The organism is Nocardioides daedukensis (assembly GCF_013408415.1).
Classification (GTDB): domain Bacteria; phylum Actinomycetota; class Actinomycetes; order Propionibacteriales; family Nocardioidaceae; genus Nocardioides; species Nocardioides daedukensis.
On sequence record NZ_JACCAA010000001.1, the window covers coordinates 2502176 to 2515999 of the forward strand.

12 protein-coding genes are annotated in these 13824 nt (G+C 67.9%); 8 read left to right on the top strand and 4 right to left on the bottom strand.

From position 1 onward, the window contains the following. Positions 1-17 precede the first annotated feature (17 nt). Positions 18-1199, bottom strand: coding sequence for a CoA transferase (locus tag BJ980_RS12440; protein ID WP_179502582.1), 1182 nt, complete (start codon positions 1197-1199; stop codon positions 18-20). Between the two features lie 46 nt (positions 1200-1245). Here BJ980_RS12440 and BJ980_RS12445 point away from each other — a divergent pair, with 46 nt between their 5' ends. Both BJ980_RS12445 and BJ980_RS12450 read left to right on the top strand, forming a co-directional pair. After that, entirely contained in the window at positions 1246-2235 is a 990-nt protein-coding gene (locus BJ980_RS12445) for an enoyl-CoA hydratase/isomerase family protein (RefSeq protein WP_179502583.1), read from the top strand. Then, positions 2219-3595, top strand: coding sequence for an amidohydrolase family protein (locus tag BJ980_RS12450; protein WP_246279965.1), 1377 nt, complete (start codon positions 2219-2221; stop codon positions 3593-3595). The genes BJ980_RS12445 and BJ980_RS12450 overlap by 17 nt, the downstream gene beginning before the upstream one ends. Here the strand turns inward: BJ980_RS12450 and BJ980_RS12455 are convergent. Next, positions 3558-5195, bottom strand: coding sequence for a diflavin oxidoreductase (locus tag BJ980_RS12455; protein ID WP_179502585.1), 1638 nt, complete (start codon positions 5193-5195; stop codon positions 3558-3560). The two genes, BJ980_RS12450 and BJ980_RS12455, sit on opposite strands and share 38 nt — an antisense overlap. 255 nt (positions 5196-5450) lie before the next feature. Here BJ980_RS12455 and BJ980_RS12460 point away from each other — a divergent pair, with 255 nt between their 5' ends. The 6 genes from BJ980_RS12460 to BJ980_RS12485 all read left to right on the top strand — a co-directional run bounded on the left by BJ980_RS12460 (position 5451) and on the right by BJ980_RS12485 (position 11150). Next, positions 5451-5939, top strand: coding sequence for a nuclear transport factor 2 family protein (locus BJ980_RS12460; protein WP_179502586.1), 489 nt, complete (start codon positions 5451-5453; stop codon positions 5937-5939). Continuing rightward, positions 5932-7164: a cytochrome P450 gene (locus tag BJ980_RS12465; protein WP_179502587.1), complete on the top strand. Its 1233-nt coding sequence runs from the start codon at positions 5932-5934 to the stop codon at positions 7162-7164. The genes BJ980_RS12460 and BJ980_RS12465 overlap by 8 nt, the downstream gene beginning before the upstream one ends. 5 nt (positions 7165-7169) lie before the next feature. Then, positions 7170-8189, top strand: coding sequence for an NADP-dependent oxidoreductase (locus BJ980_RS12470; protein ID WP_218855498.1), 1020 nt, complete (start codon positions 7170-7172; stop codon positions 8187-8189). A gap of 4 nt (positions 8190-8193) precedes the next feature. Then, complete coding sequence (locus tag BJ980_RS12475) at positions 8194-9429, top strand: acyl-CoA dehydrogenase family protein (RefSeq protein ID WP_179502588.1); 1236 nt, start codon at positions 8194-8196, stop codon at positions 9427-9429. A gap of 23 nt (positions 9430-9452) precedes the next feature. Next, positions 9453-10235, top strand: coding sequence for an SDR family NAD(P)-dependent oxidoreductase (locus BJ980_RS12480; protein ID WP_179502589.1), 783 nt, complete (start codon positions 9453-9455; stop codon positions 10233-10235). Between the two features lie 132 nt (positions 10236-10367). Beyond that, positions 10368-11150, top strand: coding sequence for an SDR family NAD(P)-dependent oxidoreductase (locus BJ980_RS12485; protein ID WP_179502590.1), 783 nt, complete (start codon positions 10368-10370; stop codon positions 11148-11150). A 66-nt stretch (positions 11151-11216) separates the two neighbouring features. Here BJ980_RS12485 and BJ980_RS12490 read toward each other — a convergent pair whose 3' ends face one another. Together BJ980_RS12490 and BJ980_RS12495 are read right to left on the bottom strand one after the other, a co-directional pair. Continuing rightward, positions 11217-12317, bottom strand: coding sequence for an ABC transporter permease (locus tag BJ980_RS12490; RefSeq protein ID WP_179502591.1), 1101 nt, complete (start codon positions 12315-12317; stop codon positions 11217-11219). Then, positions 12314-13822, bottom strand: coding sequence for a sugar ABC transporter ATP-binding protein (locus BJ980_RS12495; protein WP_179502592.1), 1509 nt, complete (start codon positions 13820-13822; stop codon positions 12314-12316). Before BJ980_RS12495 ends, BJ980_RS12490 begins: the two co-directional genes overlap by 4 nt. Positions 13823-13824 lie beyond the last annotated feature (2 nt).

The window sequence follows — 13824 nt, forward strand, 5'->3', positions numbered from 1 at the left end:
GGCGGGCGTGTCTGCATCTACTCCTGGGGCGTGCGGCTGTAGGCCGCGCTTCCGGCGAGTGACGTCCGGACGATGGTCGAGCGGTCCGAGGAGTGGCTGGCTGCCACGGCAAGTGCGCCGAGCAAGCCGGTCAACGGGTCAGCGACGGCGTCGCCGAGGAAGTCGGGAGTGCCGTCGTCCCTGACCATCACGATCCCTCCCGCCACTGCGGCGTCGTCGCCGAACCCGACGCGGTGGGGTTGGTCCGGGCCGTGGCCGGTGATCTGCAGCCAGGTCCGTGCCTTGGCGTCGGCCATGACGTTCGCGTGGGAGATCCCAAGCCCCTCGAGCGCACGGGGGCGACTGGCCTCGATCACGACGTCGGCTGACCCGACAACGCGGGCCAGTTCGTCCCGTCCATGGGTCGCGGCCAGGTCGATCGTGCGGACCTCGGCTCCTGCACGCAGCTCGGCGTAGAAGTCGGGATCACCCCAGCGGGAGGCATCGCGACGCTGGACGGACTCGACGTGGATCACCTCGAATCCGAGGCGGCCGAGGACATGCGCCGCCAGGGGCGCTGCCCACAAAGAACCCAGATTGACGACGCGTCGCGTCGTGCTGGCGTGGCGAGCGGCCGTGGACGTGATTTGCCACGGGACGTTGGGCGGCGGGGTCTCGCCCAAACGTGCGGCGGGCAGATCGAGCAGGGTGGCCCGGTCGACTGCGGCCTGTGCTGTGATCCGGGCGGACCACCGTTCGACGGCGAGCCAGGGATCCTCGACCTCGTCCTCCACGAGTGCGGGCACCATGTCGAGGTCGCTCGGTCGAGCCAGGTTGAGCACCCACCAGCCGTCCGTGGCACGCAGGAGCCGAGCGCTACCGCCGCGTGAGACCTGGTCGGGGCTCGTGCGGTACGACGTACCGGCCAGTGCGGCGCGTCGCCCGAGCACCTGCGCTCCGTCGAGGCGCAGAGTCGCACCAAAGCGTTGATGGGCAACCGAGCCGAGCACGACGCCGGCGGCTCGGGCGACCGTGGCGGACCGCCCGTGCGCGATCGCGTTGAGGGGGACCGCACGTCCGGATGCGTCGAGCAGGCCGGTCCCGGCCCAGTCATCGGCGGCGGACTCCTGGTCGAGCCCGGCCAGGAGCTCCGGCTCGAGGGGGTGGCCGAGGTCGCGCGCGAGCAGCTCGGCCACGCCGCCGACGGTTGAAGGACCCATGTCCACAGCATCCTAGGTCGAGATCGACGGTGACATACTGGGCGCCATGCCGACTGCTCCGAGTGCTCCGGCCGAGCACGACGACGTAGTGCCGCCGCTGGAGTTGATCGTGGTGCGCCCTGGTGAATCGATCTCCCGTGACCACCTCCGGATCACGGCGCTGGTGCTGGACTCGGCCACCTCACGCTCCGACCTGGATGATGCTGCCCTGGCTGAAGCTGACCTGGTGATCGCTCCGGCCGACTCCCCCTCGGCCCAGTGCCGCGAGGTCGTCGGCGTGGATGACATCGACGAGTCGATTGAGCTGCTCGCGCGATCCGTGGCAGAGCACCCCTGCGCCGTCTGGTCGCTGGCCCGACTCCTGCCGATCACCGAGTCCCTCGATGTCAGGGAGGGGCTTCTGGTGGAGTCGGCGACCTTCTCGACACTGCTGGCGGGATCCGAGTTCCGGGCCTGGCTCGACGCGAGGGGAGCGCCCCGGGCAGCCGGTGACACCGCGCGGCTCGGGCTGCAGCGCTCGCAGGACGAGCTCATCGTCACCCTTGACCGGCCCGACCGACGCAACGCCTACGACGCAAGGATGCGCGATGCCCTCCTCGAGGCGCTCGAGGTCGCCCAGCTTGATCCGAGCCTCCGTGTGACGTTGCGTGGGGCGGGCCCGAGCTTCTGCGCGGGGGGCGATCTCGACGAGTTCGGCAGCGCTCAGGACCTCGCCGCTGCCCATCATCTGCGTGTCACCTGCAGTCCGGGGGCGCGCATCCACTCCCTGCGCGACCGCGTCACGGCGTACATCCACGGTCACGCGGTCGGATCCGGCATCGAGATCGCCGCCTTCGCCGGGACCGTGCGTGCGACACGGGACGCGCGCTTCGGACTGCCCGAGATCGCCATGGGCCTGATTCCCGGCGCGGGCGGGACTGTCAGCCTGTCGCGGCGAATCGGACGGCACCGGATGCTGTGGTGGGCGCTCTCGGGTCGCACACTCGACGCCACAACGGCTCACCGGTGGGGACTCGTCGATGAGCTCCTTGACTGACCCGATCGTCCTCCGCGACGTCACGGTCGATGGTGAGCGGCTTGACTGCCGGGTCGTTGGAGGATTCGTGACCGAGCTCGCGCCGACTCTTCACGTTCCCCCGGGCGGCGCTGAGTTTCGAGCCGCTGGCGGCGCACTGCTGCCTGGTCTCCACGATCACCACATCCATGCACTGGCTGCGGCCGCGGCCGTGGACTCGCTCGACCTGCGGGGTGGGCCACTGCCAGGTCCTGGGCACGGTCACGTCCCGCAAGCGGTCGATGAGGCTGAGTGGGTGCGAGCGGTGGGCCTGGGCGACGACGACGTCACGGCAGCCGACCTCGACCTGGTCTGGCCGGATCGCCCCGTGCGCGTCCAGCACCGCTCCGGTGCGCTCTGGGTGCTCAACACGAGGGCGATCGAGCTCGTGGGTGAGGTGCTTGACCCTGCGGAGCGTGTCGACGGGCGCGTATGGCGTGGGGGTGCGCGTCTGAGCCACGCGCTGCAGAGTCACGACCCGCGGGACATCGACGACGAGCTCCGGGCATGGGGACTGCGTTTGGCCGCGTGGGGCGTGACGGGGCTGACCGACGCCAGCGTCGGCCTGTCCTCCGAGGCCCTGCAACGGATCCGGTCTGCCGTCCCCCAGCGGGTCCTGTCCCTGGGAGCCGAGGACGACGGCCTGCCTGTCAAGATCATCGCCACCGACCACAGCGACGACATGTGGGACGGGCTGCTCGCCGCGATGCGGGAAGCGCGCGGGCGGGGGCGTGCTGTCGCGATCCATGCCGTGTCGGCGCCGGCCCTCGCGCTCGTGCTGGCCGCGCTGGAGGAGATCGGGGTGGTCACCGGTGACCGGATCGAGCACGCAGCCGTGTGTGACGACGCGAGCGCCGATCGCGTCGCTGAGCTCGGGCTCACGGTTGTCACCCAGCCGTCAATAGCGGCGCGGCGCGGTAGGACCATGGTGGAGGCGTCCGAGCCCGCCGACCGCCCGTGGCTGTGGCGCATCAGGGGATTGGTCGATCGCGGCGTCAAGGTGGTGCTTTCGAGCGACGCCCCCTACGGCGATGCCAATCCGTGGGTCACCGTGCGGCTCGCGTCCGCCGGGCTGCCTGCTGACCGCTCACCGTGGGTCGTCGACCAGACGATCGGGCCCAGCGCCGCACTCGCTTCGTTCCTGACCGATCCCGAGGACCCCGCGGGCCCGGCCCGATCGGTGAGAGTGGGTGGTGTCGCCGACCTGTGCGTCCTGGACGGACCGCTGCCCGAGGCGGTCGACCGGGTCGTCCGGGGGGCCACTGTCTCGCCAGTCGTTCTGACGATGATCGCTGGCCAGGTGGTCAGTAGACGTCCTGGCTGTAGCGGCGCTGGCGCTTGAGGTCGGCGAGGTAGTCCCAGGCAGCGGACTCGGTCAGGCCTCCATGCGTTGCGATGACGTCGACCACGGCCTTCTCGACCGCGTGCGACATGCTGACGCCGTCGCCACAGATGTAGAAGTGGGCGCCTTCCTCCAGCCAAGCGAAGACGTCAGCGCCCTGCTCGCGGAGCCGGTCCTGGACATAGATCTTGTGGTCCTGATCGCGTGAGAAAGCGGTGGAGAGCTCGGTCAGCAGTCCGTCCTGCTGCCAGCCCGCGATCTCGTCGCGATAGAGGAAGTCGCAGCTCTCGTGCTGGTCGCCGAAGAAGAGCCAGTTCCTGCCGCTCGCGCTGCGCGAGCGGCGCTCGAGCAGGAATGACCGGAACGGCGCCACGCCAACTCCGGGTCCGACCATGATGACGGGAATGTCGTCGGCGGGCAGGCGGAAGCTGGGGTTGGCGGCGAGGAAGACCGCGACCTGTGCCCCCTCCGGGACCGAGGCGGTGATCGTGGCCGAGCCGGCGCCCACGCGGTCGCGTCCGTCGCGGTGGTAGCTGACGCAGGAGACCAGCAGGTCCGCCCGCTTCGGGGAGTCGGTCGGACTCGAACTGATCGAGTAGGACCGGTGCTGAAGGGAGCCCAGCAGGTCGACGACACGTTCGGCATCCCGACGGTCGGGCGGAAGCATCTGGATGAGGTCGAGCGCGTCGCGACCCCAGAGCCAGGCGTCGAGCGCCTCGCGGTCGCGGGTCTCGAGCAGGTGGTGCAACTCAACATCGCCGCTCAGCTCGGCCACCCAGCTGACGAGGTTGCGAGAGGGTAGGCGCAGCTCAAGTCCGTGCGTGAACAGTTCGCCCCACGTGGTGTCCAGACCGGGGACTCGATCGTCGGAGCCCACCTCGAGAGCATCGAGGACCCCGGTGACCAGGTCAGCGGGATTCACGGGAACCAGACCCAGCGAGTCGCCGGGCTGGTATTCGATGCCGCTGTCGGCCAGGTCGACCTCGATGTGGTGGACCGACTTGTCGGACGTGGTGCCGGACATCTTCGTCGCAGCGCTGATGGTGGCGATGAAGGGGTCCTGGCGGGTCCAGCGGATCGATGTGGTCTCGGAGGCGACGATGTCCATGGCCGCGGTCTCGATGGGTCCCTCGGTCTGCCCGAGAGCCGCGAAGGTGGAGGTGACCGTGGCGATCCACTGTCGCGAGGGCCCCTCGTAGTCGAGGTCGCAGTCGAGTCGGTCGAGCACCCGCTGGGCGCCGAGCTCGGCGAGCTTCTCATCGAACTGCTTGCCGGCGGCGCAGAAGAATTCGTAGGAGGAGTCGCCGAGTGAGAGCACCGCGTAGCGCATGCCGGCGAGGTCGGGGGCCGCGCTCTCGAGCTCATCCCACAGGTCCTGAGCATTGTCCGGCAGGTTGCCGTCGTCGTAGGTGGACGAGATGAGCACCACGTGCTGCATCGTCGCGAGGTCCTCTGCGCCGAACTCGTCCATGGCCATCAGCTTCGTTGCGTATCCGTCGGCCACGAGGGCGTCGGACGCATCCATGGCGATGACCTCGGCGTTGCCCGTCTGGGTGCCGAAGAGCACATGGACGAAGGGACGATCAGTGGTGGATGACATGGAGCACTCCCTGCCTGGTCAGGCGGTTCAACGGACGGACCTGTGACGAGTGTCACGCATGAACATCATGATGAATATGAGCGAATTTTGTCAAGGGTCCATCCACCTAAACCTCATGAGGAAAATTCATCAGGAGGATTGACATTCCTCCGCGGCGCGGGTTTGATCAGTGTCACGTCCTTGTGACTGACGTCTCGTGATCGCTCGCGGCGGTCGCCACGTCATCCCCGGCCCAGCGGCATGAAAGGCACCAGCATGAACGACGCGACACCCGACCAGGCAGTGACCCGGGCGGTCCGAGCCCAGCTCGCCCGCGAGGTCCTCGGTAGGTACGCCATCGCCTGCGACACTGGCGACGAAGCTGCCCTCGCAGCGCTCTTTCACCCCGAGGCAACCGCGGTCTACGACAAGGACGCAGATCTGGTGGGCAACACGCAGATCGCGGCCTGGGTCATCGGCGCCACGGCCCACCTCGTGTGGCAGCAGCACTCACTCGGCGTCATGGCCGTGGACGTCGACGGTGACCGTGCCACGGTCATCGCCTACCTCACCTCACATCAGGTTGCGGCCACGGCTCCGGACACGGCCATGATGATGAACAGCCGCTACGACGCAGACCTCGAGCTCGTCGACGGAGCGTGGCTCATCCGCAAGCTTCACCTCCTGGTTGGCACGATCGAGCACCGCCCGATCGAGCTCGGCTCCCTGGTGAACACCGCGTCCAAGTCGGTGCAGCATGTCTGAGACACCCTTGATCGAGGTCCTTGAGGGACAGCAGCGGGGCGGCTGCCCGGTCGTCAACTTCGACTTCAACCAGCCCCTGCCGATCCACTCCTACCACGAGGAGCTGGACCGCATCCGCGCGCTCTCGCCGATCGTGTGGAACACCTACGGCGGGGGGTTCTGGATGCTGCTCAACGACGAGACCGTGCGGGACGCGTTCCACGACCACCAGGTCTTCAGCAGCGAGGCCACGATCCCAACGGTCCCGGAGCCCGACTGGCACTGGATCCCCACGATGGAGAACCCGCCAAAGCACAAGCTCTACCGTCGCGTGCTCAACGCGCCGTTCTCGCCGCGTGCGATCCGCGACCGCGAGGATCGCATCCGCGAGCACGCCATCGACTTCATCGAGCCGCTCGTGGCGCGGGGCCGCGTCAACTTCGTCGACGCTTTCGCCAAGGAGTACCCGACCAAGGTGTTCCTGGAGATCCTCGGGCTGCCGCACGAGGACTCCGCCAAGTTCGTGCCCTGGGTCGAGACGGTCTTCGGTGGACTCGGCGCGGAGGACGGCGACGCGACGACGGCGATGGCCGACGCACAAGCCGGCATCCGCAACTACTTCGTGGAGCTGCTGGACGACCTCAAGACGAACCCGCGCGAGGACGACTTCTTCACCGATCTGTCCCGCGCGAAGATCGGCGACGAGCCGATCACCGACGAGGAGTTCCTGAACATCTGCGGCGTGCTGGTGCTCGCTGGCCTCGACACGGTCAAGAGCCAGCTCGGATACATGATGCTGCATCTGGCCGAGAACCCCGACGACCGCCAGCGCATCATCGACGAGCCGGAGCTGATCCCGGTCGCAGTCGAGGAGATGGTGCGCGTCTATTCGATCGTGATGGACGGGCGCAAGATCGTTCAGGACACCGAGTTCCACGGCTGCCCGATGAAGGCCGGGGACATGGCCATGCTGACTGTGCCGTCGGCGACTCGCGACGAGACGAAGTACGCCAACCCCGGAAAGGTCGACTTCAACCGGACCGACGCGACGGGTCACCTGGCCTTCGCCGCCGGCCCGCACAAGTGCCTGGGCACCCACCTCGCGCGCCGAGAGATGAACATCGCGCTGGAGGAGTGGCACAAGCGCATTCCGCACTACCGGGCTGTCGAGGTCGATGCGCTCCGCGAGACGGGCCCGCAACTGGGCCTTGAGGAACTGTGGCTCGAGTGGGACGTCGCCGAATGACGTCGGTGCGCAGTCGCGAGGTCCACCTGGTCAGGCGACCGCAGGGTGGCGCCCCCCATCCGGACGACGTGACGATCGAGACCGTCGAAGTCGAGGCCGGTGCCGGGCAGGTGCTCGTTCGCAACACCGTGATGTCGGTGGAGCCCTACATGCGGGGGCGCATGTCCGAGGGCGCGTCGTACGTCGAACCGTATCAACTCGGAGCGCCGATGGAGGGGCACGCCACCGGAGTAGTCGAGTGGTCCGACGTCCCGGATGTGCCCGTCGGCTCGGTCGTCGTCCACCAGTTCGGTTGGCGCGAGTATGCCGCCCTCACCCCGGACGAGCTGGAGGTCGTCGATGTCGACGGGCTCAAGCCCACTGACCACCTCGGTGCGCTCGGTCAGACCGGGCTGACCGCCTGGGTCGGCATGAACGTCATCGCTCGGGTGCAGCCGGGAGACACCGTGTTCGTGTCGTCGGCTGCGGGTGGCGTCGGCGCGATCGCCGGCCAGCTCGCAAAGGTCAAGGGATGTACGACGATCGGCAGCTGCGGATCTCCTGACAAGGTCGAGGCCGTCGTGAAGAGCTTCGGCTTCGACACGGCATTCGACTATCACGACGGGCGGGTGCGGGACCTCCTGCGGGACGCGGTCGAGCGGGTCGGTCGACCCGGCCTCGACGTCTACTTCGACAACGTCGGCGCCGAACATCTCGAGGCTGCGATCCGCGAGATGAACGAGCAGGGACGCATCGCGCTCTGCGGGGCGATTGCGGTCTACAACGCCACCGAACCGGTCCCCGGGCCGCGCAACTTGCTGCTGATGATCTGGCGTCGGCTGCGGATGGAGGGGTTCATCGTCGGCGACCACGACGACGTGCGACCACAGTTCCTCGCCGAGATGACTGAGCTGGTCCGGCGTGGAGAGGTCACGAGCCCTGAGACATACGTGGGCCATGGGATCGACGAGGCCTTCTCGGGCTTCCTCACTCTGCTGGAGGGCCGTGCCGTCGTCGGCAAGGCGCTCGTGAGCCTGCAGGACTGAGCCGATGAGCGCCACCACCACGGCAGAGACCGTTGAGGAGTTCGCAGACCGGGTCGCGGCCTGGTTCGCCACACAGGGGCTGGCCCGCAAAGGGACGCGCCCGACCGGCGGCAAGCACAGCAAGGCGGTCTTCCATGACCTGTCCTTCGCCGACGAGCAGGCGCTGCTCAGCGAGCTCACGGACTGGGTGCGCACGCGTTACGACTCGGGCTTCGGCGCCATCGCGTGGCCGGAGTCGTTCGGCGGCGCGGGCCTGACCCAGGCGCACGAGACCGCGCTGGCGCGGATCGAGAGCGACTACGAGGTCCCGAGTCCGCACGAGCTGGTGTCGGTCACCCGGCACTTGATCGCTCCGACACTGCGGGCCTATGACCGGACGCAGGAGATGAGGGAGCTCATCACGCCGATGCTTCGCGGTGACCTCCTGGCATGCCAGCTCTTCTCCGAACCTGGTGCCGGAAGCGACCTTGCCAGCCTCGCCACCCGGGCGCGCCGCGAGGGTGATGACTGGGTCATCACCGGCCAGAAGGTGTGGACCTCCGGTGCCCAGTTCGCCCAATGGGGCGAACTCCTGGCCCGGACGAACCCTGACGTTCCCAAGCACCGCGGGATCACCGCCTTCATGGTGCCGCTCGACGCGGACGGCCTCGAGGTGCGTCCGTTGCGTCAGATGTCCGGCGGGTCCAGCTTCAACGAGGTCTTCCTGACCGAAGTGCGGATCCCGGACGCCTACCGCATCGGCGAGGTCGACGAGGGCTGGAAGGTGGCGCTGACGACCCTCGGGTTCGAGCGCAACTCCAGCGGAGAGAACACGGACGTCGGCGGAACGCTCGACCAGGTGATCGAGCTCGCGCGCACCACCGGGGCCATCGACGACCCGGTGCTGCGTCAACGACTGGCAGACGTCGTGATGTCACACCGCCTGGCCGAGGTCGCCTCGGCGCGCGACGCGGCGACACCTGACACGACCGGCGTGGGCGGCTCGATGCGCAAGCTGCAGTGGACCGAGCGGCTCACGCAGATCTCGGACTTCGTCGCCGACGTGGCGGGAGCCGACCTCGTGGTCGATGACGGCTCGGGGATCTTCGCCTGGACCGAGCACGTGCTCGGCGCGCCCGGCTACCGCATCGCTGGAGGGAGCGACGAAGTGCAACGCACGCTCATTGCCGAGCGCTACCTGGGCCTCCCTGTCGAGCCTCGCGGCGACAAGACGACACCGTGGCGGGACATCCCCCGCTGACCATCGACACGAAGGGCACACTCATGGGAACTCTGGACGGCAAGGTCGCGCTGGTCACGGCCGGTACGCGAGGTATCGGTCGTGGGATTGCGGAGGCGCTGCTGGCGCAGGGGGCGTCGGTCGTGATGACCGGGCGTTCGCCGGAGAAGGGCGCGAAGGCGCTGGCGGAGATCGGGTTGACGGATCGCACGGCCTTCCTGGCTGGCGATGCCCGGGACAAGGACGAGGTCGCTGGGTGGGTTGCTGGGGCGGTCGAGAGGTTCGGTCGGCTCGACATCCTGGTCAACAACGCCGGTGGTAGCGACGGGTTCGCCTTGGTGCACGAGCTGTCCGATGAGGCGTGGGACAACGCGTTCACGTTCATCGTGGACTCGGCGTTCTGGGCGACCCGGGCGGCGTTGCCGGTCATGCTGGAGCAGGGCAGTGGGCGGGTCGTCAACATCTCCTCGGTCGAGGGAAAGATGGGCAACAAGGCGGCCGTGTCGCACTACATCTCGGCCAAGCATGCGATGAACGGTTTCACCAAGGCTGTTGCGTTCGAGTATGGGCAGCAGGGCATCACGTCCAACGCGATCTGCCCCGGCGCGATCGAGACCGATCTCATGGTCGAGGTCGGCCCGTCGTTCGCGGCCGAGACCGGAGTGACCTACGAGGAGTACAAGGCTGACTATGCCAAGGACGCCGCCATCGGCCGGTTGAACACGGTCGAAGAGGTCGGTGCGATGGCTGTGCTGCTGGCGGGACCCGCCGGTGGCGGGATCACGGGAGCGCTGCTCAACGTCGACGGCGGCACCTCGCCGTTCTGAGAGATGGACCAGGGTCTCGAGGCACACGCCTCGCAGACGTACTGAACCTGCAAGAACACTGAATCCCTCGTGCACCGCATGCCGACCGGCGTGCGGTGCACGACTCGTTGAGATCGAATCGGAAGGACAACCATGGCAACTCTTCAAGGCAAGGTCGCGCTGGTCACGGCTGCAACGGGCGGTATCGGTCGTGGGATTGCGGAGGCGCTGCTGGCGCAGGGGGCGTCGGTCGTGATGACCGGGCGTTCGCCGGAGAAGGGCGCGAAGGCGCTGGCGGAGATCGGGTTGCCGGATCGCACGGCCTTCCTGGCTGGCGATGCCCGGGACAAGGACGAGGTCGCTGGGTGGGTTGCTGGGGCGGTCGAGAGGTTCGGTCGGCTCGACATCCTGGTCAACAACGCCGGTGGTAGCGACGGGTTCGCCTTGGTGCACGAGCTGTCCGATGAGGCGTGGGACAACGCGTTCACGTTCATCGTGGACTCGGCGTTCTGGGCGACCCGGGCGGCGTTGCCGGTCATGCTGGAGCAGGGCAGTGGGCGGGTCGTCAACATCTCCTCGGTCGAGGGAAAGATGGGCAACAAGGCGGCCGTGTCGCACTACATCTCGGCCAAGCATGCGATGAACGGTTTCACCAAGGCTGTTGCGTTCGAGTATGGGCAGCAGGGCATCACGTCCAACGCGATCTGCCCCGGCGCGGTCGAGACCGAGCGGACCAAGGAGATCGGGCCCGCCTTTGCAGCCGAGAATGGCCTGACCTATGAGGAATACCTGGCTGACTATGCCAAGGACGCCGCGACCGGCCGGTTGAACACGGTCGAAGAGGTCGGTGCGATGGCTGTGCTGCTGGCGGGACCCGCCGGTGGCGGGATCACGGGAGCGCTGCTCAACGTCGATGGCGGCACGGCGCCCTACTGATCATTCGAGGACACAGCGAAGGGGCAGAGCCGACGGCTCTGCCCCTTCGCTGTGTGGCCCTGTCAGTCACCGCGGTGGCGGCGTGGCTTCCCCGACGGCCTGGGCCTGGGCGGCCGCCTCGCGCTGCAGCTTGCGACTGCGCTTGGTCTGTCCCACCACGCGACTCGCCAGAGCGACCGCAATCAGCAGGGCGGCGCCCTGGAAGAGCGGCTGGATCCAGAAGGTGCCGGGCCCGAAGGTGAGTTGCAGGCCCTTCACGCCGAAGGCCAGCGCGAAGTAGGCGATCAGGGTGCCCCACACGTTGGGGCGGCGGGCGAACTGCGAGGCGCCGAAGAAGACCGCCGCCAGCGCCGGGAAGAGCAGGCCGGGGCCGACGCTGGAGTTGTAGGTGCCGACCTTCATGGAGAAGACGATGCCGGCGAGGCCACCGATCATGGCGGAGGTCATGAGGGATCCGTAGGTCAACCGCTCGACGTTGAGACCGGCGAGCCGGGCGGCCTCGGGGTTGCTGCCCACGGCGAACAGGCGGCGACCGACCGGGGTGTGTTCGAAGACGAACCACATGACGACCGCGAGCACCAGCAGGTAGATGCCGACGATCGGAATCCCGAGGACCTGGCCGTTCCCGAGGTTGAGCCAGGTGGAGTCGAAGGCACCGGTGAGCTGCCGGTTGTCGGCCATGAACAGCTGGAATGCCAGCAGCACCTGACTCACACCGAGGGTGGCGATGAGGGACTCCACGCGGAATCTCACGATGATCACCGCCGAGCAGAACCCGATCAGCGCGCAGAAGGCGAGGACGCCCAGGGCCACCTGCCAGAGCGGTATGCCCGGGTGGTTGATGCCGAACCAGTTCATCAGCACGAGCCCGGTGCCCATGGTGGCCCCGACCGACAGGTCGTAGACGCCCGCAGCCAGGGGAACCAGGAAGGCCAGGGCGACGATCGCGGTGACCACGCCCTCGCTGAAGGTGAGACGCCACGTGACCGACGAGAGGAACGTGTCAGGGCGGAGGATGCCGAACAGGATGGTGAATCCGGCCCACAGGATGATGGCGCTGTAACGGCCGAGCGTGACGCTCAACGGAGTCGTGACGGCGCCGGACGCCGCCTTCAGGCTGGTCGGCTGCTCGGTCGGAGTGTCAGTGGACGGTGTCGTGGTCTTCATGCGGTTGCTCCTGCGACTTGCGCGTGATCGATGGAGGGTGCGTCCAGGTCGACGCCGCGGCGAAGCTCCACGACGACCCGTCCGCGGGACATGACGAGGACGCGGTCGCACAGGCGTGCGAGCTCGTCACTGTCGGTCGAGGTGATGAGGACCGACATGGATGCGCTGGCGTGGTCGGCGATGATCCCGTGCACCTGTTCGCGGGCGCCGACATCGATCCCGGCCGTCGGATCGTCCAGCACGAGGAACGCGGGGGCCAGTCGCAGCGCCCTCGCGACGAGCACCTTCTGCTGGTTGCCGCCGGACAGGGTCGTCATGGCTGCGTCCGGCCCGGATGCAACGATCCCGAGGTCGTCGATCCAGCGAGCCGTCTCGACCCGCTCTGACTTGTGGTCCAGACGTCCGACCGCGGTGTGCGGGGCGAGGTCGCTGATGGTCAGATTGGTGCCGACGCTCATGGTGCTGAACACGCCGTACCGTGCGCGTTCGCCACAGATCCACGCCATGCCGGCGCACATGGCACCGATCGGGTCACCAGAGCGGACCGAGGTCCCGTTGACCGTCACCGTTCCGGCGTTGCGACGTTCGCGACCGATCGTCAGGCCTGCCACCTCCTCGCGACCGGACCCGGTGAGGCCTGCCACGCCGACGATCTCGCCGGCGCGCAGGTCCGCACTGAAGTCCAGGAGTGCCGTGCCCTCGAGGCCGGAGATCCGGACGTTGGCCGGATTGTCGGTCGCGGTGACGCGGGGACGGTCGACGTTCTTGACCAGGGACGCCCCGATGATCAGTCGGGTGAGCTGGTCGTGGTCGACCTCGCTGGTCGAGACGCACGCCACCTTCACTCCGTCGCGGAGCACGGTGATCGAGTCCGAGACTCCGAGGATCTCGTCAAGGTGGTGCGAGACGAGGATGACGGAGTTGCCGGCGGCGGTGAGGCCGCGGATCGTGTCGAACAGGGCCTCGACGTCGCGCGCCGGGAGCGCGGCAGTCGGCTCGTCGAGCACGATGAGGGCCGGGTCGTCGTTGTCAGGCAGCGCCCGTGCGATGGCGATCCTGGTGCGTTCGGCGATGCCGAACTCCCCGACGGACCGGTCGACGTCGATGGGTGGACCCGTGCGGGCGAGACAGTCACGTGCGATCTTCTTGGCCTTGACCCAGTTGATCTTGATGCCGGCGACCTTGGGGTAGGTGCGCCCGAGCATGATGTTCTCGGTGATGCTCAGGTCGTTCATGAGGCCAAGGTCCTGGTGGACGAACCGCACGTTGAGCCGGTCGGCCGCGGCGGCCGACCCGAGCTCGAGGTCTCGACCCAGGACCGTGGCGGTCGCTCCACGGTCGGGGGAGTGGTAGCCGGCGAGGATCTTGATGAGCGTCGACTTGCCTGATCCGTTCTGGCCCACCACGGCGTGGACCTCACCCGCCTTCACGGTGAGATCCACGCCGTTGAGAACCACGTGACCGGAGAACGTCTTGGAGAGTCCTCGGATGTCAAGTGCGTTCATGG